This is a genomic window from Xanthomonas sp. LMG 12459 (genome assembly GCF_009192905.1).
In the GTDB taxonomy this organism is placed as follows: Bacteria; Pseudomonadota; Gammaproteobacteria; order Xanthomonadales; family Xanthomonadaceae; genus Xanthomonas_A; species Xanthomonas_A sontii.
In genome coordinates this window covers 40,097-63,332 of record NZ_NSGT01000086.1, presented here as the reverse complement: position 1 = coordinate 63,332, position 23,236 = coordinate 40,097, and the positions used below count along the sequence as shown (strand labels likewise).

General features: G+C 69.2%; 26 protein-coding genes. 17 read left to right on the top strand and 9 right to left on the bottom strand.

What is annotated here, in order from left to right:
* The 5 genes from CEK65_RS21035 to CEK65_RS17375 form a co-directional block, all read left to right on the top strand.
* Window positions 1-277, top strand: a 277-nt coding sequence (locus CEK65_RS21035; protein ID WP_193314824.1) for a hypothetical protein, incomplete at its 5' end; no start/stop codon positions are given.
* A gap of 114 nt (window positions 278-391) precedes the next feature.
* Entirely contained in the window at window positions 392-1,246 is an 855-nt protein-coding gene (motA, locus tag CEK65_RS17390; protein ID WP_017908926.1) for a flagellar motor stator protein MotA, read from the top strand.
* A 7-nt stretch (window positions 1,247-1,253) separates the two neighbouring features.
* Entirely contained in the window at window positions 1,254-2,450 is a 1,197-nt protein-coding gene (motB, locus tag CEK65_RS17385; protein WP_152182503.1) for a flagellar motor protein MotB, read from the top strand.
* A gap of 106 nt (window positions 2,451-2,556) precedes the next feature.
* Window positions 2,557-3,093 (top strand): hypothetical protein, encoded by a 537-nt coding sequence (locus CEK65_RS17380; RefSeq protein ID WP_152182502.1) that lies wholly within the window; start codon window positions 2,557-2,559, stop codon window positions 3,091-3,093.
* Between the two features lie 8 nt (window positions 3,094-3,101).
* Window positions 3,102-3,386, top strand: coding sequence for a DUF4031 domain-containing protein (locus tag CEK65_RS17375; RefSeq protein WP_017915239.1), 285 nt, complete (start codon window positions 3,102-3,104; stop codon window positions 3,384-3,386).
* A 19-nt stretch (window positions 3,387-3,405) separates the two neighbouring features.
* Here the strand turns inward: CEK65_RS17375 and CEK65_RS17370 are convergent, their stop codons facing one another.
* Window positions 3,406-3,951, bottom strand: a complete 546-nt coding sequence (locus tag CEK65_RS17370) for a hypothetical protein (RefSeq protein WP_017907656.1) — start codon at window positions 3,949-3,951, stop codon at window positions 3,406-3,408.
* Window positions 3,952-4,100: 149 nt separating this feature from the next.
* Between CEK65_RS17370 and CEK65_RS17365 the strand changes: the two genes are divergently transcribed.
* Window positions 4,101-4,343: a DUF3297 family protein gene (locus CEK65_RS17365; protein ID WP_010343635.1), complete on the top strand. Its 243-nt coding sequence runs from the start codon at window positions 4,101-4,103 to the stop codon at window positions 4,341-4,343.
* 57 nt (window positions 4,344-4,400) lie between these two features.
* On the opposite strand, the gene CEK65_RS17360 is transcribed toward CEK65_RS17365, so the two are convergent.
* The 3 genes from CEK65_RS17360 to CEK65_RS17350 all read right to left on the bottom strand — a co-directional run bounded on the left by CEK65_RS17360 (window position 4,401) and on the right by CEK65_RS17350 (window position 7,195).
* Window positions 4,401-5,162 carry an ABC transporter permease gene (locus CEK65_RS17360; protein WP_017907655.1) on the bottom strand — a complete coding sequence of 254 codons (762 nt, stop codon included), beginning with the start codon at window positions 5,160-5,162 and terminating at the stop codon, window positions 4,401-4,403.
* Window positions 5,159-6,103 carry an ABC transporter ATP-binding protein gene (locus CEK65_RS17355; protein WP_152182501.1) on the bottom strand — a complete coding sequence of 315 codons (945 nt, stop codon included), beginning with the start codon at window positions 6,101-6,103 and terminating at the stop codon, window positions 5,159-5,161. The genes CEK65_RS17360 and CEK65_RS17355 overlap by 4 nt, the downstream gene beginning before the upstream one ends.
* A gap of 162 nt (window positions 6,104-6,265) precedes the next feature.
* Window positions 6,266-7,195 carry a DMT family transporter gene (locus CEK65_RS17350; RefSeq protein ID WP_152182500.1) on the bottom strand — a complete coding sequence of 310 codons (930 nt, stop codon included), beginning with the start codon at window positions 7,193-7,195 and terminating at the stop codon, window positions 6,266-6,268.
* Window positions 7,196-7,306: 111 nt separating this feature from the next.
* Here CEK65_RS17350 and CEK65_RS17345 point away from each other — a divergent pair, with 111 nt between their 5' ends.
* Window positions 7,307-7,786 (top strand): Lrp/AsnC family transcriptional regulator, encoded by a 480-nt coding sequence (locus tag CEK65_RS17345; RefSeq protein ID WP_152182499.1) that lies wholly within the window; start codon window positions 7,307-7,309, stop codon window positions 7,784-7,786.
* Between the two features lie 196 nt (window positions 7,787-7,982).
* On the opposite strand, the gene CEK65_RS17340 is transcribed toward CEK65_RS17345, so the two are convergent.
* Complete coding sequence (locus tag CEK65_RS17340) at window positions 7,983-9,620, bottom strand: Na+/H+ antiporter (protein WP_017907651.1); 1,638 nt, start codon at window positions 9,618-9,620, stop codon at window positions 7,983-7,985.
* A 165-nt stretch (window positions 9,621-9,785) separates the two neighbouring features.
* Between CEK65_RS17340 and CEK65_RS17335 the strand changes: the two genes are divergently transcribed.
* From CEK65_RS17335 to CEK65_RS17325, 3 genes are all read left to right on the top strand, one after another.
* Window positions 9,786-10,454, top strand: coding sequence for a class I SAM-dependent methyltransferase (locus tag CEK65_RS17335; protein ID WP_152182498.1), 669 nt, complete (start codon window positions 9,786-9,788; stop codon window positions 10,452-10,454).
* A gap of 248 nt (window positions 10,455-10,702) precedes the next feature.
* A complete protein-coding gene (locus CEK65_RS17330; RefSeq protein WP_226980628.1) occupies window positions 10,703-11,320 on the top strand; it encodes a pentapeptide repeat-containing protein in 618 nt (205 codons plus the stop codon).
* Window positions 11,321-11,575: 255 nt separating this feature from the next.
* Window positions 11,576-12,166: a fasciclin domain-containing protein gene (locus CEK65_RS17325; protein WP_017911977.1), complete on the top strand. Its 591-nt coding sequence runs from the start codon at window positions 11,576-11,578 to the stop codon at window positions 12,164-12,166.
* 123 nt (window positions 12,167-12,289) lie between these two features.
* Here CEK65_RS17325 and CEK65_RS17320 read toward each other — a convergent pair whose 3' ends face one another.
* From CEK65_RS17320 to CEK65_RS17305, 3 genes are all read right to left on the bottom strand, one after another.
* The gene (locus CEK65_RS17320) at window positions 12,290-13,732 is read right to left on the bottom strand and encodes a UdgX family uracil-DNA binding protein (protein ID WP_152182497.1); all 1,443 of its coding nucleotides are present in this window, start codon (window positions 13,730-13,732) and stop codon (window positions 12,290-12,292) included.
* Window positions 13,733-14,157: 425 nt separating this feature from the next.
* Window positions 14,158-15,402, bottom strand: a complete 1,245-nt coding sequence (locus CEK65_RS17310) for a putative DNA modification/repair radical SAM protein (RefSeq protein WP_150411035.1) — start codon at window positions 15,400-15,402, stop codon at window positions 14,158-14,160.
* 94 nt (window positions 15,403-15,496) lie between these two features.
* Window positions 15,497-16,303 (bottom strand): class III extradiol ring-cleavage dioxygenase, encoded by an 807-nt coding sequence (locus CEK65_RS17305; protein WP_043093431.1) that lies wholly within the window; start codon window positions 16,301-16,303, stop codon window positions 15,497-15,499.
* A gap of 136 nt (window positions 16,304-16,439) precedes the next feature.
* Here CEK65_RS17305 and CEK65_RS17300 point away from each other — a divergent pair, with 136 nt between their 5' ends.
* Window positions 16,440-17,345, top strand: a complete 906-nt coding sequence (locus CEK65_RS17300; protein WP_017909607.1) for a LysR family transcriptional regulator — start codon at window positions 16,440-16,442, stop codon at window positions 17,343-17,345.
* A 108-nt stretch (window positions 17,346-17,453) separates the two neighbouring features.
* The gene (locus CEK65_RS17295) at window positions 17,454-18,023 is read left to right on the top strand and encodes a flavodoxin family protein (protein WP_010343649.1); all 570 of its coding nucleotides are present in this window, start codon (window positions 17,454-17,456) and stop codon (window positions 18,021-18,023) included.
* Window positions 18,024-18,222: 199 nt separating this feature from the next.
* Here the strand turns inward: CEK65_RS17295 and CEK65_RS17290 are convergent, their stop codons facing one another.
* Window positions 18,223-19,134, bottom strand: a complete 912-nt coding sequence (locus CEK65_RS17290; protein ID WP_152182495.1) for a LysR family transcriptional regulator — start codon at window positions 19,132-19,134, stop codon at window positions 18,223-18,225.
* A 146-nt stretch (window positions 19,135-19,280) separates the two neighbouring features.
* On the opposite strand from CEK65_RS17290, the gene CEK65_RS17285 reads away from it, so the two are divergent.
* From CEK65_RS17285 to CEK65_RS17265, 5 genes are all read left to right on the top strand, one after another.
* Window positions 19,281-20,348: an aldo/keto reductase gene (locus CEK65_RS17285; protein WP_152182494.1), complete on the top strand. Its 1,068-nt coding sequence runs from the start codon at window positions 19,281-19,283 to the stop codon at window positions 20,346-20,348.
* A gap of 38 nt (window positions 20,349-20,386) precedes the next feature.
* A complete protein-coding gene (locus tag CEK65_RS17280; RefSeq protein WP_017916625.1) occupies window positions 20,387-20,806 on the top strand; it encodes a carboxymuconolactone decarboxylase family protein in 420 nt (139 codons plus the stop codon).
* A 54-nt stretch (window positions 20,807-20,860) separates the two neighbouring features.
* Window positions 20,861-21,856 (top strand): aldo/keto reductase, encoded by a 996-nt coding sequence (locus CEK65_RS17275; protein WP_152182493.1) that lies wholly within the window; start codon window positions 20,861-20,863, stop codon window positions 21,854-21,856.
* A 64-nt stretch (window positions 21,857-21,920) separates the two neighbouring features.
* Window positions 21,921-22,622, top strand: a complete 702-nt coding sequence (locus CEK65_RS17270; RefSeq protein ID WP_017909600.1) for a glycosyltransferase — start codon at window positions 21,921-21,923, stop codon at window positions 22,620-22,622.
* Between the two features lie 84 nt (window positions 22,623-22,706).
* Complete coding sequence (locus CEK65_RS17265; protein WP_226980627.1) at window positions 22,707-23,153, top strand: GNAT family N-acetyltransferase; 447 nt, start codon at window positions 22,707-22,709, stop codon at window positions 23,151-23,153.
* Window positions 23,154-23,236: the final 83 nt, after the last annotated feature.

Genomic DNA, 23,236 nt, shown 5'->3' with positions numbered 1-23,236 from the left:
CGGCCTGCAGGCCGATGCCCTGCCCATGCAGTGGCGCTGCGGCGAAGAGCTGGTACAGGCCGCCGCCGACCCGGCGCGCGAGCGCCTGGCCCTGCAGGTGCGCGGCACCCACCTGGACATGCAGCGCACCGATGCCGGCGGCGCCACCGGCGCGCGCTACACCGACGCCCTGGGCAATACCTTCCGGCAGGCGCAGCCGGACCAGGCCACGCTGACCCTGGCCGGCCTGGGCGAGACCCTCAAATGCGTCCGCCACGACAGCGGCATGACCGGCTGAAGACCGGCGCGGGCGCGGCCGCCGCCAAAAACCCGGCACAGTTCACACCTTCAGAATGGCGCGACGGGGCCGACATCTAGAGCGTCCCCGCTCCGGCCCGCAGGCTGCCCCGCCATGCTCATCATCGTTGGCTTCATCGTCGTCATCATCAGCGTGGTCGGCGGCTACGTGCTGTCGCACGGCAAACTCGGCGCGCTGTGGCAGCCCTACGAGCTGATGATCATCGGTGGCGCGGCGCTGGGCGCATTCCTGGTCAGCACCCCGGGCAAGATCGTCAAGGCGACGCTCTCCGGCGTGCTGGGCGTGTTCAAGGGCCCGCAGTACAAGGCCGACGACTACCGCAGCACCCTCACCCTGATCTACGAACTGCTGAACAAGGCGCGCCGCGACGGCTTCATGGCGCTGGAAGACCACGTCGAGCGCCCGGCCGACAGCGCGATCTTCGGCAACTACCCGAAGGTGCTGGCCGACCACCACCTGCTCGACTTCATCACCGACTGCCTGCGCCTGATGATCGGCAGCAACATCGAGCCGCACGAACTGGAACCGCTGCTGGAGCTGGAGCTGGAGAAGCACCACCACGAGGCGATGGCGCCGGCGCATGCGCTGAGCAAGGTGTCCGACGGCCTGCCCGGTTTCGGCATCGTCGCCGCGGTGCTGGGCATCGTCATCACCATGGGCTCGATCGGCGGCCCGATCGAGGAGATCGGTCACCACGTCGGCGCGGCGCTGGTCGGCACCTTCCTCGGCATCCTGCTGGCCTACGGCTTCGTCGCGCCGCTGTCGGCGGCGATGGAAGCGCGCGCCGAGCAGGACAGCCGCATCTTCGAATCGGTGAAGACCGCGCTGCTGGCCTGCCTGCGCGGCTACAACCCGAAGATCGCCCTCGAATTCGCGCGCAAGACCCTGCCGACCGACGTGCGGCCGAGCTTCGCCGACTTCGAATCGCATCTGAAGACGATCAAGTAACGCGGTCATGGCCGAGACCAAATCCACCGTCGTCATCCGCCGGGTCAAGAAGGTCCAGGGCGGCGGCCACCACGGCGGCGCGTGGAAGGTGGCCTATGCCGACTTCGTGACCGCGATGATGGCGTTCTTCCTGGTGCTGTGGCTGGTGGCGGCCACCACCAAGGAACAGCGCGCGGCGATCGCCGAATACTTCCGCAATCCCAGCCCGCTGGCCGGCAAGAGCCCGGCGCCGAGCCCCGGCATGGCCGGCCCCGGCGGCGCCAGCACCTCGATGATCAAGCTCGGCGGCGCCGGCGAGATGCAGCGCGGCAACAACAAGGATCCGTTCGGCAGCAAGAGTCTGAAGGGCGACGACAGCAAGACCACGCAGCGCGAGAAGGAGAAGCAACGCCTGGAAACGCTGATGCAGGAGCTGAAGGAAGCCATCGACAAGAGCCAGGCGCTGGAACCGTTCAAGGACCAGCTGCTGCTGGACCTGACCCCGGACGGCCTGCGCATCCAGATCGTGGACAAGGAGAACCGGCCGATGTTCGACCTCGGCAGCGCGGTGCTCAAGCCCTATACCCGCGGCATCCTCCACGAGCTGTCCGGCTTCATCAATCAGGTGCCCAACCACATCAGCATCACCGGCCACACCGATGTCACCCAGTACAGCGGCAAGAACGGCTACAGCAACTGGGAACTGAGCGCGGACCGCGCCAACGCCGCGCGCCGCGAACTGGTCGCCGGCGGCATGGGCGAGGACAAGGTCTCGCGCGTGGTCGGGCTGTCCTCCTCGGTGCTGTTCGACAAGCAGGTGCCGAACAATCCGATCAACCGCCGCATCAGCATCGTGGTGATGACCAAGGATGCCGAGGACGCCGCCACCGCCGACGGAGATCACAGCGTCGCCCTGGGCACGGTGCAGGCCGACGCCGACACCAAGGTGCCGGACCTGAGCGCCACGGCGGGGGACGCGGCCGCCGCGCCGGCCGCCGGCAAGGGCGCGCCCGCGGCGGCGCCTGCCGCCAGCAACGGCGCTGCCCCGACGGCGCCGGCCGCGACGCCGGGCAAGGCCTCGGTGCAGATCGCCGAGCCGCGCACGACCTCGCCGGAGGCCGCGGCCGCGGCCGCGCGCGATGCCTTGCGCAGCATCAACGGCAGCGCACCGGTGGCGAGCACCGCCGCTCCCGGCGGGCCCCCGGCAGCGGCCAACACGCGCTGACCGCGGCGTCACCGCGCGCGCGGGCGACGACCGCGCCGCACCGGCCCGGCGGGACCGCACACGGCGCGGCGCTTACAATGGCCGCCACTTCGCCAACGAGACCGCCGTGTCCAAGCAATCCAAAGCCAAGCGCGACAAGCGCAAGAAGCAGCAGTCGCCGCGCCCCTTCGCCCGCCTGGGCCGCGAGCAGCCCATCGCCAACCACGCCGTGCTGCAGAACGAGAGCGGCCGCGTGCTGGCCGCGATCGGCCTGCAGGGTCGCCAGTGGTTGCTGTCGGTCGGTGGCCAGACCATGGGCAATGCCGACAATCCGGTGCCGATGCTGGCGATGCTCAAGCACCTGGCCAACCTGCAGGAGCAGGAAGGCAACACCATCACCCTGGACTACTCCACGCAGCTGCAGCAGATGATCGACGCGCTGGCGGCCGAGGCCGGCCAGACCCCGGCCGAGTACCTGGACGCGCTGGTTGCCGAGTTCGCCGCGGGCGACGGCGCGGCAGAGGATGCGGACGAGGACGAGACTGACGCGGATGCGGATGCGGACGCCGAGAAGAAGACGAGCGATGCCGACCCGGTGAAGGCCGACAGCAGCGCGGCGACCGACGCCGCGGCGGACGCCGACGGCACGCACAAGCCGGCCTGACCTGGCGCGTGGCGGTCTACATCGACGATGCGGTGCATCCCTGGCGCGGCCAGCGCTGGGGCCACCTGCTCGCCGACACGCTGGACGAACTGCACGCCATGGCGGCGCGGCTGGGCATTCCCCGCCGCGCCTTCCAGAACAAGCTCAGCGGCGCGCACTACGACGTGCCCGCCGCCCTGCGCGACGACGCGATCCGCCTGGGCGCGGTGCCGGTCTCGCGCCACAGCGACCGCGAGCTGTTGAAAGCATTGATCCGCAATGCACGTGCGCAGGCGCGCGGCGAGGCGCCGTGAACGGTGGCGCCATGTCCGCCTAGAACGGATCGCTGCCCGGGCGCAGTTCGATGTCCAGCAGCGCCGCCAGGCGCCGCATGTCCTCGTCGTCGCGGCTGAGCGCCATCCACCCGGCGTACGCATCGCCCTCGGTGTCCCAGCACCAGAGGGTATAGCCGTGTTCGCGCAGGCGGTCGTAGGCGACGTTCAGCAGCGCCGGCACGTCATGACTGTCGAGGAAGTCCTCGTCGTCCACGTCGCCGCCCCAATCGATGCGCAGGTTCCAGCGCGTCGCCAGTTCGTCGATCGCGCCGATCAGCGACTCGGTGTCCTTCCAGTCCACGTAGAAGCCGGCACTCCAGTCGATGGCATCCTTCAGCGTCCACAACCAGCCGTCGTCCTCTTCGCCCTCGTGCTCGGCGCGCGCTTCGCGGAACGCGTTGAACTGACGCAGCGCACTTTCCTCGTCGCCGGGATTGATCAGCAGCAGCAGGTTCCAGATCAGCCCTTGCTGGGTGTCCGGATCGTCGTCGAGCTCGTCGTGCAGATCGTCGGGATCGTCGTAATCGGTGCTGTTGTCGGGCATGGCGTGAGCCGGCGGATGGAAGGGAAGGTGCAAGTGTGCCGTGCCCGCCGCGGCGACGGAAGCGCACGGAACTCGGCAACGGCGCCGCAGGCGTTTATCCTTCGCAGCCCGGAAGACGGCGCTGTCCGCCGCCACGCGAAGCCACCACGATGTCCGACACGCCCCCCGACCGCCTGGCGGTCAGCCCGCAGAGCCCCTTCCACGATGCCGAGACGCTGTCGCGCGGCGTCGGCATCCGCTTCAACGGCGTGGAGCGCGACAACGTCGAGGAGTACTCGATCAGCGAAGGCTGGATCCGCGTCCAGGTCGGCAAGGCGCGCGACCGCCGCGGCAACCCGATGACCATGAAGGTCAAGGGCACGGTCGAAGCCTTCTGGCTCGACGCCAAGTAGGCGCGACCGCCGGCAGGCGCCGCGCCTGCCGGCATGCTGCGGCCCCGACGCTGCACCTCAGGGCTTGAGCCGATAGCCGCTGCGGAAGATCGCCCACACCACGCCCAGGCACAGCGCCAGGAACGCCAGGGTCATGCCCAGGCTGACCGCGATATGCACGTCGGCCTTGCCGTAGAACGCCCAGCGGAAGCCGCTGACCAGGTACACCACCGGGTTGAACAGGCTGATCTTCTGCCACAGCGGCGGCAGCATGTTGATCGAGTAGAAGCTGCCGCCGAGGAAGGTCAGCGGCGTGATCACCATCAGCGGTATCACCTGCAGCTTCTCGAAGCCGTCGGCCCACACGCCGATGATGAAGCCGAACAGGCTGAACGTCAGCGCGGTCAGCACCAGGAAGCCGAACATCCACAGCGGATGCGCGATCTCGTACGGCACGAAGGCGCGTGCGGTGAGCAGGATCAGCAGGCCCAGCAGCACCGACTTGCTGGCCGCCGCGCCGACGTAGCCGATCACCACCTCCCACCACGCCACCGGCGCCGACAGCACCTCGTAGATGGTGCCGGCCCAGCGCGGCATGTAGATGCCGAAGGAGGCGTTGGAGATGCTTTCGCTGAGCAGCGACAGCATCACCAGCCCCGGGATGATGTAGGCGCCGTAGCTGATGCCGTCGATGGCGCCCATGCGCGAACCGATCGCCGCGCCGAACACCACGAAGTACAGCGAGGTCGACAGCACCGGCGAGGCGATGGACTGGGTCAGCGTGCGGAAGGTGCGCGCCATCTCGAAGCGATAGATCGCGGCGATCGCGTGCAGGTTCATGCGCGTGCCTCCGTGGCGGCAGCCGGCCGCACCAGGTTGACGAAGATCTCCTCCAGCGAACTCTCGCTGGACTGCAGATCCTTGATCTCCACGCCCTGCGCCTCCAGTTGCCGCAGCAGCGGGCCGATGCCGGTCTGCGCGGCCTGCGCGTCGTAGGTGTAGGTCAGTGTCGTACCGTCGGCGGACAGCTCCAATGGCTGCGCCGCCAGCGCCGGCGGCAACGCGTGCAGCGGTGCCTGCAGGGTCAGCGCCAGTTGCTTCTTGCCGAGCTTGCGCATCAGCGTGCGCTTGTCCTCCACCAGCACCAGTTCGCCGCGATTGACCACGCCCACGCGGTCGGCCATGTCCTCGGCTTCCTCGATGTAGTGCGTGGTCAGGATGATGGTGGTGCCCTGCTCGCGCAGGCGCCGCACCATCTGCCACATGTCGTGGCGCAGCTCCACGTCGACTCCGGCGGTGGGTTCGTCCAGGAACAGGATGGACGGCTCGTGCGCCAGCGCCTTGGCGATCAGCACGCGCCGCTTCATGCCGCCGGACAGGGTGGAGATGCGGCTGCCGCGCTTGTCCCACAGCGACAGCTCGCGCAGCACCCGCTCCAGGTGGGCGTCGTCGCGCGGCTTGCCGAACAGGCCGCGGCTGAAGCGCACCGTCGCCCACACCGTCTCGAACGCATCGGTGGCCAGTTCCTGCGGCACCAGGCCGATCTTGCCGCGCGCGGCGCGGTAGTCGCGCACGATGTCGTGGCCATCGGCCAGCACCCGGCCGCTGCTGGGATTGACCAGCCCGCAGACGATGCTGATCAGCGTGGTCTTGCCGGCACCGTTGGGGCCGAGCAGGGCGAAGATCTCGCCGCGATGGATCTCCAGGTCGATGCCCTTCAGTGCCTGGAAACCCCCGGCGTAGGTCTTGGTAAGGTGTTGTACGGAAATGATCGGCGACACGGGAACTCCCTGGGCGCGCGGCGGCTGCGGAAACGGCCCCCAGGGTAGAAGCCGGCTCGTGATGGATAAATCCCGATCCGGCGGAAGCACTCTCCCGCGTGCGGGACAGTGCGCCAGCGAGGGATCCGCAAACGCCGGACGACGCCGTCGTCGCGCGGTGGACTAGCGCTCGCCGGTCTTGAGCCGGCTGGCAGGCGCCCGCGCTGCGCGCGGCCACGGCCACACGCGCCAGCCGAAGTTGACCCCGGCCGCCGCCAGCAGGATCAGCAACGCCCCGAGCACCTGCGTCCATGCCAGCGATTGCCCGAAGGCGATGCGATCGACCGCGATCGCCACCACCGGATAGATGAACGACAGCGCGCCGATCATTGCTGTGGGCAGTTTCTGGATGGCGCCGTACAGCAGCACGTACATCACCCCGGTGTTGACCACGCCGATCACGACCAGGTCCAGCCACTGGCCGGGACGGGCAGGCAAGGCATCGAAATGCACGAACGGCGCCAGCAACACGATGCCGATGCCCAGTTGCAGCAGCGCGAGCAGATGCGGCGGCGTGCCTTTCAGGTGCTTGGTGACGATCGACGACACCGCGTACAGAAACGCGGCACCGAGCGCCAGGGCGACGCCCTGCAGGTACTCGCCCGGCACCGCGAGCACCGCAGGCGCGATGCGCACCACGCCCACCAGACCGACGAACGCCACCGCCAGCCACCCCACGGTCGAGGCACTGATGCGCTCGCGGAACACGAGCGCGCCGAGCCCGACCAGCATGAACGGCTGCGTGTTGTAGACGGCGGTGGCCATCGAAATCGACGCGCGGCCGTAGGCGGCGAACAGCAGCAGCCAGTTGCCCACGATCGCGATCCCGCCGAGCAGCACCAGCGCCAGCATCCGCGGCGAGAACGCCTTGCGCCGCAACAGGCCCAGCGCCGCGCAGACGATGAGCAGCGTGGCCGCGCCGAACAGGCAGCGGAAGAACACCACGTTGAACGGCGACTGCCCCGACGACACCACCAGCCAGCCGATCGTGCCGGACATGAGCATGGCCACGACCATCTCGGCCGCACCACGGCGAATCTCGTTCGAGGCCATCCCGGTTCCTTTCAATGCTGCGAACAGCCGTCATTGTAGAAACCGCAATTCCGCGAAAATATGCTTAAAATTAGGCCAATTACGGAATTTACCTAAAAAATGAAGGCCACCATGCAAATCCGCCTTTCCCCTCCCGCCATCGCCCCACTCGACGCGATCGACCGCGCCATCCTGGCTGCATTGGCGCAAGACGCGCGCATGGCGACCAGCGAACTGGCCCGGCAGATCGGCCTGTCGGCCCCGGCGACCGCCGACCGCGTGCGCCGGCTGCAGCACCAGGGCGTGATCGCCGGATTCACGGTCGAGCTCGATCCGCGCGCGCTGGGCTACACCTTGCAGGCGATCGTGCGGGTCAAGCCGCTGCCGGGGCAGTTGCACCTGGTGGAGGAACTGCTGCAGCGCATCCCGGAATTCGTCGAGTGCGACAAGGTGACCGGCGAGGACTGCTTCATCTGCCGGCTGTACCTGCGCAACATCGCGCACCTGGACAACATCCTGGCAAAAGTCACCGATCGCGCCGAAACCAACTCCGCCATCGTGAAGTCGACCCCGGTGCCGCGACGGCTGCCGCCGCTGGCCGAGGACGCCTAGCGCGATGCGCTAGCCACGCGGCTTGCAACAGACCACACAGCGCCAGGGGCGAAGGCCGGCGTGCGCCCCTGGCGGGCAGAAAGCGACGAGCAGTGAACCGGCGCGCGCCGAAAGTGGCATCGCGGCGAGCCCAAAACGACGCCAGGAAGCCGCTTTCACGAATCCCCATTCCCGATTCCCCATTCCCGGCCGTCGATCAACTCTTGCGCCGCGCCTCCAGCAGATCCAGGTTGCGGATCAGCCGCCGCGCGATCTCGTCGGAGATCTTGCGCTGGCGGGTCAGCTTGAACAGTTCCTGGCGTTCGGCCTGCAGGCCGGCGTGCCGCAGCTGGCGCAGCACCGCGTCCAGGCGCCGCGCCTCCTCCGGATCGCTCTCCATCGCCTCGCCGTGATCGAGATGGCGCTGGTACAGCGCGCTGACCCGGTTGGCGGCCTCGTTGTAGAGGTCGGCGTGCTCGCTGTCCTGCACCAGGCGCTGGCGCAGCTTCTCCACCGCCGCCAGCGCCGCGCGCGAGGACTCGCGGCGGGCCAGGTCTTCCTCCAGGCGGTCGGTAGGCTCTTCCGGTAGCTCCAGGCCGCGCAGCAGCCGCGGCAGGCCGATGCTGGCGACCAGCAGCGAGGTGACGATCACCGCGCTGGCCAGGAAGATCGCCAGGTCGCGCGCCGGGAACGCGGCGCCGCCGGGCAGGGCCAGCGGCAGGGTCAGCACGCCGGCCAGGGTGATCGCGCCGCGCACGCCGGCCAGCGAGGTCGCCACCACGATCCGCCACGGCGGGCTCTGCCGGTCCTCGCCGCGACGGCGCGCCTTGAGCAGGGTCCAGCGCAGCGACAGCCACACCCACAGGAAGCGCAGCAACAGCAGGCCGACGTAGATCGCCAGCGCATAGGCAGGCAGCCACCACGGGTCCAGGTGGCCGGCTTCGTCCATGTTGTGCATGGCGCCCTGCACGATGCCCGGCAACTGCTCGCCGAGCAGCACGAACATGATGCCGTTGAGGGTGAACTGCACCATGTCCCACACCGCCGAGCGCTGCACGCGCATGCTGCCCGGGGCGCGGCCGCTCAGTTCCACGTAGCTCATGGCGATGCCGGCGGCGACCGCGGCGAGGATGCCCGAGGCGTTGATCGCCTCGGCCAGAAGGTAGGCGGCGAACGGCAGCAACAGGTTGACCAGGATCGCCGCGCCCGGCTCCTCGCCGACCTGGCGCCACACCCAGCGCTGCGCCAGGCTGGTGCCGACCACTACCGCGATGCCAGCGGCCACGCCGACCAGCGCCACCCACAGGAAGGTCAGCGAGGCATCGGCCAGCGAGAACGTGCCGGTGATCGCCGCAGCCACCGCGAACTGGAAACAGACCAGGCCGGAGGCGTCGTTGAGCAGCGACTCGCCTTCCAGGATGTGCATCAGCCGCTTGGGGATCGGCGCGCGCGCGGCGATCGAGGACACCGCGATCGGATCGGTCGGCGACACCACCGCGGCCAGCGCGAACGCCACCGCCAGCGGCATGGTCGGGATCATCCAGTGGATCAGGAAGCCGGCGCCGATCACGGTGAACACCACCAGGCCCAGCGCCAGCTCCAGGATCACGCCCTTGTCGCGGAACAGGCCCTGCTTGGGGATGCGCCAGCCATCCAGGAACAGCAGCGGCGGCAGGAACAGCAGGAAGAACAGCTCCGGCTCCAGCGCATAACCCTTCTTGAACACGCCGGCGATGATCGCGCCCAGGCCGATCTGCACCAGCGGCAACGGCAGCGAAAACGGCAGTACGCGCACCAGGTAGCCGCTGGCCACCACGGCCAGCAACATCGCCAAGACCACTTCGATCGAATGCATGCTCGTCCGGACGGCGGCGCCACGCCGGCGGCGCCGCCCATGAATGGGGGAGCCTGCAAGCAAAGCGCACCGCGGCGGCGATGTCCAGTGGGGCGGGCGGCGTCCAGGCTACTATCCGGCCACAGAGCCGGTGGCGGACACCGGCGCCTTTTCGCCGGAGACCGCATGCTCACCATCCAGGAACTCAACCGTTTCATCGACGAACACGCGGCGGAAGGCAGCATTCCGCGGATCTGGGAGCTGATCGGCGACCACTTCGTCCAGGCCCAGGCCGGCCTGCCGGCCGAGCACGCGATGGAGCGACGCGAGCTGTCCTTCCACGACCATGTGCGGCTGCTGGGTTATCTGTGCCTGCTGCTGGAGGGCGTGCCGGGCGATCTGGTGGAGATCGGGGTGTGGAAGGGCAAGTCGCTGGTGCTGATGAACGAGGTGTCTGGCCGCCAGCGCCGGGTGATCGGCATGGATCCGTTCGCGCTGCCGAATCAGTTCGAGGAGTTCAACCACTATCGGCAGCAGTTGCTGCCCAATGCGCGCTTCATCCGCGGCTATTCCGAATTCTGCGCCGAACATTTCTACGCCATGGAGCCGAAGGTGGCGCTGTTGCACATCGACGGCGGCCACACCGGGCGCAACGTGTTGCTGGATTTCCTGCTGTACGGGCCGAGCGTGGTCTCCGGCGGGTTCGTGGTGTTCGACGACTACGGCGACTGGGAATACTCGCCGGAGGTCGGTCCCGCGGTGGACCTGCTGCGCGCCGCCGGCTACTTCGGCGACTTCCATGTGCTCGGCTGCGCCCACGGCTTCGAGAACAGCTATGTGCTGCAGCGCCGCTGAGCCGACGCGCCTTGACCCTCCAGCGCGTGCCGGCAGCGCAAAGCGGCGTTCCGAGAACGTCATCGCCGGGATGATCCCGGCCAACCAACAGGACAAACATTTCCGACACACCGATCATCGATCCTGGACCCTGAGCCCGACAGCCACTCAGGGTGCGAACGTCGCGGCGCGTCCGAAGCTGCAGCCGCGCTCAACCATAACGGCATGGCAGATAGCATGCCGCCAATTCATCGCCGAGGCGGCCACCCATGAAAAACACAACCGCCAAATGGCGAAACCATGACTATCTGGCGAGCATCATCGACAGCATCGATTCGATCGCGGCTGGACGGCCGATCATTCGCGACGCTGATCTTTCCGGCATCAGCATCGGCCCATCTGCCATCCTGGAGCAGTTAAAAGCCGCAAATCTCTTCGAATCGAGGATCAGCAACACCGATCTGTCTTACTCGAAAATATCCGGAAGTGCGAACGATAGTTTCTTCATGAATGTCAGCTTCGAAAGTGCCAGCTTGAACGGAGCCCTTTTGTGCAGATCGGAAATAAAAAACTGCAACTTTTCAAAAAGCAAGCTTGCGATCAACATGGATGATGCGATCTGCGAAAAAACCGATTTCGTCAAAGCCAGGTTTTCCGGTGGATCTTGCGGAGTGGAGTACGGCGGCCGCCGGGTAAAATTCATGGACTGCGATTTTACCGGCGCTGTCTTTGACAGAGTCGAATTCAGAGCATCGACATTCATCAACTGCATCTTTGCCGATGCGAGATTCAAGAAATGCGACTTGCGTGGCGCCAGGTTTGAGGCTGGCGTTCTGCCATTGGCAGCCCAGTTTGAGGACATGGACATCCCTTCTCAGTGTCGGTGACCTCATCGGGGCAGGCCGACGATGAGGCCTGCCTGCACCCATACAGACCGTTCGCTGGAGCGCTGCCCGGCCTTGCGGCTGCACCACAGCGCGACAGTGCGCTCGCCTGAGCCGCCCTGGATGCGAGCGACGGTACCCGCCAGCCCCCCCCTGTTCATCATTATCTGGATGGCGTGATGCAACCGCGCCGGCGCAGGCCGCGTAAAGACAGGTGCACGGCCGACTGGCCGCGCATCCCTTTCAAGGAGCAAGCCCATGAAGATCCACTTGCTGTCCCTGGCCCTCGCCGGCCTCGTCTCCCTGCCCGCCATGGCCGCCCCCAGCCAGGCCGCGATGCACGACCACGCCGCGATGAGCGAAGCCAAGCCGAATCCGATGGTCGGCGGCGCGCCGATGTACGCCACCAAGGACATCATCGACAACGCGGTCAACTCCAAGGATCACACCACCCTGGTCGCCGCGGTCAAGGCCGCCGGCCTGGTGGACACGTTGAAGGGCGCCGGCCCGTTCACCGTGTTCGCACCGACCAACGCCGCCTTCGCCGCGTTGCCGGCCGGCACGGTGGACACGTTGCTCAAGCCGGAGAACAAGGAAAAGCTGACCCAGGTGCTGACCTACCACGTGGTCCCCGGCAAGCTCGATGCGGCGGCGCTGCTGGCGCAGATCAAGGCCGGCGGCGGCAGCGCCAAGCTGACCACCGTGCAGGGCGAAACGCTGATCGCCAAGACCCGCGGCGGCAAGGTCACGCTCACCGACAGCAAGGGCAATACCGCGCACGTCACCACCGCCGACGTGATGCAGAGCAACGGCGTGATCCATGTGGTGGACAAGGTTTTGATGCCGTAAGCACGCGTCGGGGGGTGCATTGGCATCGCGGGGGCGGCTACGGCCGTCCCCGTTTTGCACGCCCATGCAGCCAACAGCGACCGCGCGCCACGCCGACAACGCCCGGACCACGCGCACGAACCGTCAGTCGCCGGCACCGCCTGCGTGCGGCATCGGCACCTGCGCTGCCAGCACACGCAAGTCATCCACGAAGCCTTGATAGGCGGCCTCGCCCGCCTCGCCGCCGCGCTGGCGCAGCACCCACGACGGATGCACGGTAGCCAGCGCGCGGGTGCCCTCGTCCAGCGCCTGCCATTGCCCGCGCTGGGCCATCAGCTTGAAGCCGCTGCCCAGCACCGCGCGCGCCGCGGTCACGCCGAGGCACAGCACGATACGCGGGCGCACCCGCGCCAGTTCGCCGGCCAGCCACATCCGGCAGGCCTCGACATGGGCGCGCTCGGGATTGCGGTGCAGCCGCGCCTTGCCGCGCTGCTCGAAACGAAAATGCTTGACCGCGTTGGTCACGTACAGACTTGCACGTTCGACGCCCAGTTCCTGCAGCGCGCGATCGAACAAGCGCCCGGCCGGGCCGACGAAGGGACGCCCGCTCAGGTCCTCCTCGTCGCCGGGCTGCTCGCCCACCACCATCACCGCGGCATCCTGCGGACCTTCGCCGAACACGGTCTGGGTCGCCGGCTGCCACAGCGGACAGCGGCGGCAGTCGCGCGCCGCCGCGCGCAGCGCGTCGAGGCTGTCGTCGGCGGCCACCACCGGCGCCGGTGCCGGCGCGGGAATGCGCCGCCGCACCGGCTCGGGCGCGCGCTCGGCCATCTCGCGCACGCGCTGCCCGGCGTCGCGGATCAGCGTGGGCAGCAGTTGCGCTTCCGGCAGGTGCTTCCAGTATTTCTGCGGCATCTCCTGGCGCATCATCGTCGGGTTGAGCCGCGCCGGATTGAAGATGTTGGCGTAGTAGGTGCGCCACAGCGTGTCCTGCGCATCGTCGGCCGGCGCATCGGCGCGCTGCGCGCCGGCACCGAACTGCAGCGTCTCGCCGTCCCAGCGCACGCTGCGGTACGGGGTGAGGATCGCCCAGCGCATGCCGGCGAAACGGCGTGCGAAGAACGGCGCCACCCGATCGACGATGTGGTGCTCCGGCTCGAACCAGGCGATGTAGGCCTCCTGCTCGCCCGGCACCTCGCGGAAGCGCACGAACGCCTTCATCTTGTGGCTGTCGCGGCGCACCGCCTGCGCCCATTGCTGGGCGCGGTGCACATCGGCATCGGTGACCCGCTGCAGCAGCGCGCGCTCGCCGCCGGCGATGCGCCACAGCAGGCGGTACAGCAGCGCATGCCGCTGCGGATCGCGATGGCACAACACCGCACCGGCCAGCGCCAGGAAGTCGGCCGACACCCGCGGCGGCGGCACCTGCGTCGGCAACGTCGCGACGTCGGTCCCGACCAGCAGGCCGCCCTGCGCATCGCCGTCCCAGGCCAGCGTCTCCGGCGCCACCTGCGCACACCACGCCGCCCGCGCCACCGCCCGCCACGCCTCCAGGCTCCACGGCGGCACCACCTCAGCCTGGAACATGCCCCGCTCCACGCATCAGCTCACCGAAACGAATGCAGAACACGGCAACACAACCGCCAACACAGCATCCGCAACCATCGCCGCGCGTGCAGATGTTGCTGTTGCTGTTGCTGTTGCTGTTGCTCGTGATGTTGCTTTTAAAACTTCCCGCCTTAAAGCGAGCCGAGCACCGGAGTGGCGAGCGGCCGAAGAGGCGCCCTTGTTTGAGCGAAGCGAGTTTGGGCGCCGTGCCGCTCGCCGCGAGGAGCGCAGGGGACCGGTGCGGCCGTATCGCACCGGCTCGTGTCAGGCGGGAGCGGTTTTGGTGACTTTTGCCAAGACAAAAGTCACTCGCGCCCGTAGGCGCGAAAGCCTTTGATGTTGCAGTTGCAGTTGCAGTTGCAGTTGCCGTTGCAGCAAGCATGGCAACACCCCACCCCACCGCGTCAGTCAAACAAGCCCCCCTGCCGCGGTGCCGGCGCCAGTTGCGCACGCAGCCGCTGCGGATCGTCCAGCCGCTGCCGCGGATGGTGATCGAGCACACTGACGAACGGCAGCAACTTCTTCAGCGGCACTCTCAGCCGCGCCAGATCCTCGACCCGCAGCCGCGCATGCCGCCGCGCCAGCAGCAAGCGCTCGACGTTGCGGGTGCCCAGCCCCGGCACGCGCAACAACAGTTCGCGCGCGGCGGTATTGAGATCCACCGGGAATCGCTCCGGGTTGCGCAGCGCCCACGCCAGCTTGGGGTCCACGTCCAGATCGAGCATGCCGCTGGCCGCAGGCGGGGCGATCTCCTCCACCGAGAAATCGTAGAACCGCAGCAGCCAGTCGGCCTGGTACAGGCGGTGCTCGCGCTGCAGCGGCGGCGCCAGCAGCGGCAGCTTGGCCGAGGCGTCGGGAATCGGGCTGAACGCGGAGTAGTAGACCCGGCGCAGGCGATAGTTGCCGTAGAGATTGTGGCTGGTGTGCAGGATCGCGCGGTCGTCCGCGCCGTCGGCGCCGACGATCATCTGCGTGCTCTGCCCGGCCGGGGCGAAGCGCGGCGGCTTGGCGCGGACGCGGGTTTCGGCCTTGCGTGCTTCCTTGCTCTCCTCGATGCGCCAGCGCAATTCGCCCATCGCCGCACGGATGCCGCCGACGTTCTTCTCCGGCGCCAGTTGCGCCAGGCCGCGCTCGGTCGGCAACTCCACGTTGATGCTGAGCCGGTCGGCGTAGCGGCCGGCGGCGGCGAGCAGCTCCGGCGCCGCGTCGGGAATGGTCTTGAGATGGATGTAGCCGGCGAAGCGGTGCTCCTCGCGCAGCTGCCGCGCCACTTCCACCAGTTGCTCCATGGTGTAGTCGCTGTTGCGGATGATGCCGCTGGAGAGGAACAGGCCTTCGATGTAGTTGCGCTTGTAGAAATCCAGGGTCAGCTTGACCACTTCGGCCGGGGTGAAGCGCGCGCGGCGCACGTTGCTGGACACGCGGTTGACGCAGTACGCGCAGTCGAAGACGCAGAAGTTGGTCAGCAGGATCTTCAGCAGCGACACGCAGCGCCCGTCGGGCGTGTACGAATGGCAGATGCCCATGCCCTCGGTGCTGCCGATGCCGCCGCTGCGCAGCGAATGGCGCTTGTCGGCGCCGCTGGAGGCGCAGGACGCGTCGTACTTGGCCGCGTCGGCGAGCACGGCGAGTTTTTCGAGGGTATTCACCGGCCGACGATGCCGGGTCCGCGTCTCAAACGGTGAGACGCGGATGCGCTGCGGCCTTCACCGCGATGAATCGCTCAGGTCGATCTCCTGGCGTTCAGGTCGCCACGCGCGCCGCGGCGCCGTCGAAGCGGTAGATGTCCATCGCCAGCAGGCCGGCGTCGATCCCCGCATCGATGCGCTGCGCGCCCAGCCCGTCCGCGCCGGCCGCACCCATCGCCACATAGATCGGCAGCCAGTGCTCGTCGGTGGGATGCGCGCGCTCGGCGAACGGCGCCTGCCGGCGGTAGTCGAGCATCGCCGGCACGTCGTCGCGGCGCAACGCCTGCTCGGTCCATTCGATGAACGGACGCACGTAGGGCACTTCCTTGCCCTCGGCGTAGCGGCCGAAGTCGTGCAGGTTGTGGGTGATGCTGCCCGAGCCGATCACCAGCACGCCGTCCTCGCGCAGCGGCGCCAGTGCGCGGCCCAGGGCCAGATGGTGCTCCGGACCGAGTTCCGGCTGGATCGACAGCGGCACCACCGGGATGTCGGCCTGCGGGTACAGCAGCGACAGCGGCACCCACACGCCGTGGTCCAGCCCGCGGCGCTCGTCCAGCACCGGCGCCAGCCCGGCCTGCGCCAGCAGCTCGGCGACCTGCTGGGCCACGGCCGGCGCGCCCGGCGCCGGGTACTGCATCGCGTACAGCGCCTGCGGGAAGCCGCCGAAGTCGTGGATGGTCTGCGGCTGCGCCGCGGCGCCGACCAGCGGCCGCCGGCCCAGCCAGTGCGCCGAGGCCAGCACGATGGCGCGCGGCCGCGGCAGCGTCGCCGCCAGTTCGGCCAGCCGCGTGCCGACCAGGCCGGGCTGCAGCGCGGTCATCGGCGAACCGTGCGAGATGTACAGGGAAGGCAAACGCGCCATGGCAGGTCTCCACAGTGGGGGGCGGCACTGGCGCGCGCGGCCAGCGCCGGGCGTTCGTGCAGGCGACCAGGGTATTTCCGCCATCTGCGGGAATAAATTACCCTGCCGCCGACGATCCATTTCAGGAACCGAAACAATGGACACGCTGGAGGCGATGCGGGTCTTTGTCGCCGTGGTCGACCGCAACGGCTTCAACGCCGCCGCCGACGCGCTGGGCATTTCCACCGCCAGCGTCACCCGCCAGGTGGCGTGGCTGGAACAGCGCCTGGGCTCGCGCCTGCTCAACCGCACCACCCGCCGGGTCAGCCCGAGCAGTGTCGGCGCGGCGTATTACCAGCGCTGCCAGTTGCTGCTGGCCGAGTTCGACGACATGGAGGCGGCGGTCGGCGAGCAGGCGCTGACGCCCTCCGGCACGCTGCGGATCAACGCACCGTTCAGTTTCAGCGTCGCCCGGCTGGGTCCGCGCCTGGCCGGCTACAGCGCGCGCTATCCGCAGGTCGCCCTCGATCTGTCGCTGTCCGACCGCCTGGTGGACATCGTCGAGGAAGGCTACGACCTGGCGATCCGCATCACCCGCCAGGTGGCGCCCACCTTGATCGCGCGCAAGCTCGGCGAAGTGCAGGCGTTCCTGTGCGCGTCGCCGGACTACCTGGCGCGTGCCGGCACCCCGCAGCTGGCCGCCGACCTCGCCGGCCACGCCTTCCTCAGTTACAGCTACGTGCAGGACGACCTGACCCTGCACGGCCCCGACGGCGCGACCCAGGTGCGGGTGGCCGGCACCCTGCGCGCCAACTGCGGCGACGTGCTGCGCGAGGCGGCCATCGCCGGCATGGGCGTCACTGTGCAACCGGACTTCATGGCCGAAGCGGCGCTGGAGGACGGCCGCCTGGTGCGGGTGCTGCCCGACCATGAGATCGGGCCGATCGGCGTCTACGCGGTGTACGCCAGCCGCAGCCACCTGGCGCCGAAGGTGCGCAGCTTCATCGACTACCTGGTCGAAGTGGGCATCGATCGCACGATGCGCTCCCCGGCCGAGAGCTGAACCGCGGCGCGCGGACCGGACACAACATCCCGCCGATGGCGCTGATCGCGGCGGCCGCGCATGCGCACAATGCCCCCGCTTTTCCCCCTCACCTTCAGGAGTCCGCGTATGAGCAAGATCGCGATCGTCTACTTCAGCGGCTACGGCCACACCGTCAAGCAGGCCGAGGCCGTGCACGCCGGCGCCGCCAGCGTCGGCGAAGCCACGCTGTACCGCATCGACCAGGACGGCAACCTGCCCGACGGCGCCTGGGAGGCCATCGGCCAGGCCGACGCCATCGTCTACGGCAGCCCGACCTACATGGGCGGCCCGGCCTGGCAGTTCAAGAAATTCGCCGACGCCAGCTCCAAGCCGTGGTTCGCGCAGGCCTGGAAGGACAAGATCGCCGCCGGCTTCACCAACTCGGCCTCGGTCAACGGCGACAAGTTCGCCACCATCGAATACTTCTGGACCCTGGCCCAGCAGCACGGCCAGATCTGGGTCGGCACCGGCCTGCTGCCGTCCAACACCAAGGCGCACGGCCCGAACGACGTGAACTGGACCGCCGGCTCCGGCGGCGCGCTGGCGATTTCGCCGTCCGACGCCTCCCCGGACGAGGCGCCACGCAGCGGCGACCTGGAGACCGCGCGCCTGCTCGGCAAGCGTGTGGCCGAGTTCGCGGCCAAGCTCAAAGGCTGAGTCTGGCGGTGCCGCCCGCAAAGGGCGGCACCCTGCATCGCGATCGCAGCGGTCTCCGGGCGAGGCGATGCCCCTTCGGCGCCCGGCCTTGCCGGTCGGGCGCGTCTTCGAGGCAACAATGCCCTCGCGCTGCGGCGCTGCCGCGTGTTCTCTGCATCCCGATCTCGCCATGCACCGGCCCTCGGCCAGCGCCATCGCGCTACACCGTGCCACCCACTGGATGCGCCGCACGCAGATGATCGATGAACACCCGCAGCTTCGGCGGCAAGTGTTCGCGCGCCGGGTAGTAGATGTGCCAGCCGGCGAACGGCGCGTGCCAGTCGTCCAGCACCCGCTGCAAGCGGCCGGCGGCGACGTCGGCGGCCACCTGCCATTCGAACGCCTGGCCCAGGCCCAGCCCACGGCGCGCGGCGTCCAGGCCGACCGCGGTGTCGTTGACCACCAGCCGTCCGCTGACTTCGACCAGGAAATCGTGGCCGTCGCGGGTGAACTCCCAGGCCTGCAGGCGGCCATCGGTGCGGCGCCAGCGGATGCAGTCGTGCGCGGCCAGTTCGGCCGGCGTGCGCGGCACTCCATGCACAGCGAAATACGCCGGCGCGGCCACCACCGTCTGCCGCTGCGGCGGGCCCAGCGGCACCGCGATCATGTCGCGCGCCAGGCTCTCGCCCAGGCGGATGCCGGCATCGAAGCCGCCGGCGACGATGTCGGCCAGGGTCCGGTCCGAATACAGCTCCACGCTGACCTCCGGATAGCGGGCCAGGAACGCCGGCAGCTGCGGGCACACCAGTTGCTCGGCGGCCACCAGCGGCAGGTTGATGCGCAGCGTGCCGGCCGGGCGGTCGCGCAGGAAATCCAGGTCGGCGAAGGCCGCGTCGATCTGCGCCAGGCCCGGCGCCACCCGCTGCAGGAAGCGCTCGCCATGCTCGCTCAGGCCGACCCGGCGGGTGGTGCGGTTGAGCAGGCGTGCGCCCAGCTGCGCCTCCAGCGCGCGCAGCGTCTGCGACAGCGCCGAGGGCGAGACGCCCAGCTCGGCGGCAGCGCGGGTGAAGCTGCCATGGTGGGCGACGCGGACGAAGGCGACGACGGCGGACAGCGGCGGTGGACGGTGCATGGCGAACGGGCGGCAATGGAAGGGCGAACGCGGCGGGCGAACGGCCATTGTTTAGCACACCTTCAAAGCACATGTGGATTACCTGGATTTATCCGTTGCGACATGGCGCCTACAGTGCCCGCACCCTCACTCCGGAGACCGCCGCGATGGCCCTCGATCATTACCGCCTGCTCGGCCGTTCCGGCCTGCGCGTCAGCCCGCTGTGCCTGGGCACCATGACCTTCGGCGCCGACTGGGGCTGGGGCGCGGACGAAGCCGAGGCACGCCGCCTGTTCGACCTGTATGTCGATGCCGGCGGCAACTTCCTCGATACCGCCAACATCTACACCAACGGCAGCGCCGAGACCCTGCTCGGCCGCTTCGTCACCGGCCGCCGCGACCGCCTGGTGATCGCCAGCAAGTTCGCGCTCAATCCCTTCCCCGGCGACCCCAACGGCGGCGGCAACCACCGCAAGGCGCTGCTGCGCTCGGTCGACGCCAGCCTGGCGCGGCTGGGCACCGATTATCTGGACCTGCTGTACCTGCATGCCTGGGACGGCACCACCGGCATCGACGAGATCATGCGCGGTTTCGACGACTTGGTGCGCGCCGGCAAGATCCTCTACGCCGGCATCTCCGACACCCCCGCCTGGCAGGTGGCGCGCATGCAGACCCTGGCCGATCTGCGCGGCTGGACGCCGTTCGTCGCCCTGCAGATCGAATACTCGCTGGCGCAGCGCACGGTCGAGCGCGAACTGGTGCCGATGGCCGCGGCGCTGGGCATGTCGGTGCTGGCCTGGTCGCCGCTGGCGATGGGCGTGCTCACCGGCAAGTACGGCGCCGCCGATCTGGCACGGGTGCGCGCGGCGGCCTCGGGCGGCGCGCAGGTCGATGGCGTGGGCCGCGCCGAGGTCGCGCATTCGCAACGCACCTTCAACGAACACGCGCTGGCGGTCGCCGAGACGGTGGTGGCGCTGGCCACCGAGCTGCAGCGCTCGCCGGCGCAGGTGGCGCTGGCCTGGCTGCTGGCGCGCGGGGCGATGCCGATCGTCGGCGCGCGCAGCGTGGCGCAACTGCAGGACAACCTGGGCGCACTCACCCTGCACCTGGATGCCGAGGCGCTGCAGCGGCTGGATGCCGCCAGCGCGATCGAACTGGGCTTCCCGCACGACTTCCTGGCCTCGCCCAACCCGCAGGCGCTGCTGAGCGGCGGCACCCGCATCCAGCCGCGCTGAGCGCGGCGTCCTGCCCCTTCGCACACGAGCACCATTCCATGGCATCCATCGCGAACGCGTTGCCGAGCAACATGACCCTGGCCGAGGCCGAAGCGGCCGGCATCGCGCAGATCGCCGCGCTGATGGGCCCGCAGCAGGGCGCGGCGATCCGCGCCCTTGCCGACGACGCGGACACCGCGCTGAGCGGCCGCGGCGCCGCCATCGCCTTCGCCGAGATCTACCGCGCCGACAGCGCGCTGGACCTGAAGACCCGCGAACTGGTCACGGTGGCGGTGCTGGCCAGCCTGGGCCACGCCGCACCGCAGTTGCGCCTGCATCTGCGCGCCGCGCAGGCGGCAGGCGCCAGCCGCGCGGAGATCTTCGCCGTGCTCGACCAGTTGTACGCCTACGTCGGCTTCCCCTCCGCGCTCAATGCCCTGGCCGTCGCCCGCGACGCGCTGGGCACGTCCTCACCCTGAGCGAACCGCCCGGCGGCCACGCTTTCCCTCCCCTCCCCCTCAGGAGCATCCTCCATGCAAACCCGCACCCTCGGCCGCAACGGCCCCCGCGTCTCCGCCCTCGGCCTCGGCTGCATGGGCATGAGCGCGTTCTACGGCGGCCGCAGCGACGACGACGCCGCGATCGCGGTCATCCATGCCGCGATCGAGCACGGCGTCAGCCTCATCGACACCGCCGACATGTACGGCCCGCACACCAACGAAGTGCTGGTCGGCAAGGCACTGGCCGGGCGCCGCGACCAGGTCGTGCTGGCGACCAAGTTCGGCATCAAGCTCGACCCCAACGACCCGGCCGCACGCGGCATCGACGGCCGTCCGGAATACGTACAGTCGGCCTGCGAGGCCAGCCTGCGCCGGCTCGGCGTGGACCATATCGACCTGTACTACCAGCATCGGGTGGATCCGAACGTGCCGATCGAGGACACGGTCGGGGCGATGGCGCGGCTGGTGGAACAGGGCAAGGTGCGCTTCCTCGGCCTGTCCGAAGCCGCCGCGGCCACCATCCGCCGCGCGCACGCGGTGCATCCGATCACCGCGCTGCAGAGCGAGTACTCGCTGTGGTCGCGCGATCCGGAACACGACGGCGTGCTGGAGACGGTGCGCGAGCTGGGCATCGGCTTCGTGCCGTACTCGCCGCTGGGCCGCGGCTTCCTGACCGGGGCGATCCGTTCGCCGGAGGACTTCGAGGCCGACGACTACCGCCGCCATTCGCCGCGCTTCCAGGGCGAGAACTTCGACCGCAACCTGCAGCTGGTGGAGCGGGTACGTGAGCTGGCGCAGGCCAAGGGCGTGACCCCGGGGCAACTGGCGCTGGCCTGGGTGCTGGCGCAGGGCGAGGACCTGGTGCCGATCCCGGGCACCAAGCGCCTGGCCTACCTGGAAGAGAACCTGGGCGCGCTGCAGGTGAAGCTGAGCACCGAGGAGCTGGCGCAGATCGAGGCGATCTTCCCCGCCGACGCCGCCGCCGGCCATCGCTACCCGGCCGCCTCGCGCGGCGCCCTGCAGGGCTGAACCGCGCCCCCGGCCGCGACGCGGGTCGATTGCCCGCGCCGCGCCGGCCCCGCATGATGCGGGGGTGATCTCCTTCATCGTCCCCGCGCACGACGAAGCCGCCCTGATCGGCGACACGCTGGCCTCGCTGCATGTCGCCGCCCAGGCGCTGCGGCTGGACTGCGAGACGCTGGTGGTCGCCGATGCCTGCCGCGACGGCACCGCCGAGATCGCGCGCCGGCACGGCGCGCAGGTGCTGGAGGTGGAACTGCGGCACATCGCCGCCGTGCGCAATGCCGGCGCCGCCGCCAGCCGCGGCCGCCATCTGCTGTTCGTCGATGCCGACACCCGGGTCAACACCCCGCTGCTGGCCGCGGCGCTGCGCGCGCTCGGCACCGGTGCGGTCGGCGGCGGCGCGCAGGTGCGCCTGCTCGGCGACATCGCCTGGCACGAACGCCTGGCCCAGGCGCTGTTCGGCTGGCTGTTCCGCTGCACCGGCATCGCCCCCGGCTGCTTCCTGTTCTGCACGCGCAGCGCCTTCGTCGCCGCCGGCGGCTTCGACGAGCGCTACTACGCCGGCGAGGACGTGGCGCTGAGCCGCGCACTGGCGCGGCAGGGACGCTTCGTGATCCTGCGCGAGCCGGTGCACACCTCCGACCGCAAGCTGCGCAGCTTCAGCAAGCGCGAGCACCTGGGGCTGCTGTTGCGCCTGCTGCGCCGCGGCCGCAGCCTGCTGCGCTCGCGCGACGGCCTCGGCTTCTGGTACGGGCAGCGCCGCGGGCGCTAGCGCGCCGCCCATTTCCGCACAACAGATTGCGTCGGATCGGCAAAGCGGTTGCGCCCAACGCGGGCGACTTCCTACTCTCTGCAAATGCGCGAGAACGGCACCCTGGACATCAGGAACGCGGCAATGGCGGACCGGCAGGCGATCGTGACGCTGATGGCAGCACTGGACTACGCCGGAACCGAAGACTTCATCGAGGCCCGCCTGGCACAGCTCCTGGCGCATCCGGACGCGGCCTTGCTGGTGGCCGCCGCAGGAGACGACGTCCTGGGTGTGTTGTCGCTGCACTTTCTGCCGCAGTTGGCATTGGCCGGCGACATCTGCCGCATCAGCTATTTCTGCGTCGACGATCGTGCGCGCGGCGCCGGGGTGGGACAGCGTTTGCTGGCAGAGGGCGAGGCGCTGGCGCGGCAGCGCGGCTGCGACCGCCTGGAGGTGCACTGCCACAGCCGGCGGGAACGGGCGCACGCCTTCTATCGGCGGGAAGGCTTTGTCGAAGCGCCCACGTATTTCGCCAAGTCGCTGCGCGATTGAGGATTGTCTGAGGTCGCCAGCCGCAGACAGCGGCGCGATCTTCATAAGGGCGGTTGCCGGCGCCGAGCCGCTGGCAGTACGCT

Bases quoted from the DNA above. Each gene is read 5' to 3' on its own strand.
- motA (WP_017908926.1), top strand. From the start codon at position 392: ATGCTCATCATCGTTGGCTTCATCGTCGTCATCATCAGCGTGGTCGGC.
- motB (WP_152182503.1), top strand. From the start codon at position 1,254: ATGGCCGAGACCAAATCCACCGTCGTCATCCGCCGGGTCAAGAAGGTC.
- CEK65_RS17370 (WP_017907656.1), bottom strand. From the start codon at position 3,951: ATGCCCGACAACAGCACCGATTACGACGATCCCGACGATCTGCACGAC.
- CEK65_RS17365 (WP_010343635.1), top strand. From the start codon at position 4,101: ATGTCCGACACGCCCCCCGACCGCCTGGCGGTCAGCCCGCAGAGCCCC.
- CEK65_RS17360 (WP_017907655.1), bottom strand. From the start codon at position 5,162: ATGAACCTGCACGCGATCGCCGCGATCTATCGCTTCGAGATGGCGCGC.
- CEK65_RS17350 (WP_152182500.1), bottom strand. From the start codon at position 7,195: ATGGCCTCGAACGAGATTCGCCGTGGTGCGGCCGAGATGGTCGTGGCC.
- CEK65_RS17345 (WP_152182499.1), top strand. From the start codon at position 7,307: ATGCAAATCCGCCTTTCCCCTCCCGCCATCGCCCCACTCGACGCGATC.
- CEK65_RS17340 (WP_017907651.1), bottom strand. From the start codon at position 9,620: ATGCATTCGATCGAAGTGGTCTTGGCGATGTTGCTGGCCGTGGTGGCC.
- CEK65_RS17335 (WP_152182498.1), top strand. From the start codon at position 9,786: ATGCTCACCATCCAGGAACTCAACCGTTTCATCGACGAACACGCGGCG.
- CEK65_RS17330 (WP_226980628.1), top strand. From the start codon at position 10,703: ATGAAAAACACAACCGCCAAATGGCGAAACCATGACTATCTGGCGAGC.
- CEK65_RS17325 (WP_017911977.1), top strand. From the start codon at position 11,576: ATGAAGATCCACTTGCTGTCCCTGGCCCTCGCCGGCCTCGTCTCCCTG.
- CEK65_RS17320 (WP_152182497.1), bottom strand. From the start codon at position 13,732: ATGTTCCAGGCTGAGGTGGTGCCGCCGTGGAGCCTGGAGGCGTGGCGG.
- CEK65_RS17305 (WP_043093431.1), bottom strand. From the start codon at position 16,303: ATGGCGCGTTTGCCTTCCCTGTACATCTCGCACGGTTCGCCGATGACC.
- CEK65_RS17300 (WP_017909607.1), top strand. From the start codon at position 16,440: ATGGACACGCTGGAGGCGATGCGGGTCTTTGTCGCCGTGGTCGACCGC.
- CEK65_RS17295 (WP_010343649.1), top strand. From the start codon at position 17,454: ATGAGCAAGATCGCGATCGTCTACTTCAGCGGCTACGGCCACACCGTC.
- CEK65_RS17290 (WP_152182495.1), bottom strand. From the start codon at position 19,134: ATGCACCGTCCACCGCCGCTGTCCGCCGTCGTCGCCTTCGTCCGCGTC.
- CEK65_RS17285 (WP_152182494.1), top strand. From the start codon at position 19,281: ATGGCCCTCGATCATTACCGCCTGCTCGGCCGTTCCGGCCTGCGCGTC.
- CEK65_RS17280 (WP_017916625.1), top strand. From the start codon at position 20,387: ATGGCATCCATCGCGAACGCGTTGCCGAGCAACATGACCCTGGCCGAG.
- CEK65_RS17275 (WP_152182493.1), top strand. From the start codon at position 20,861: ATGCAAACCCGCACCCTCGGCCGCAACGGCCCCCGCGTCTCCGCCCTC.
- CEK65_RS17265 (WP_226980627.1), top strand. From the start codon at position 22,707: ATGCGCGAGAACGGCACCCTGGACATCAGGAACGCGGCAATGGCGGAC.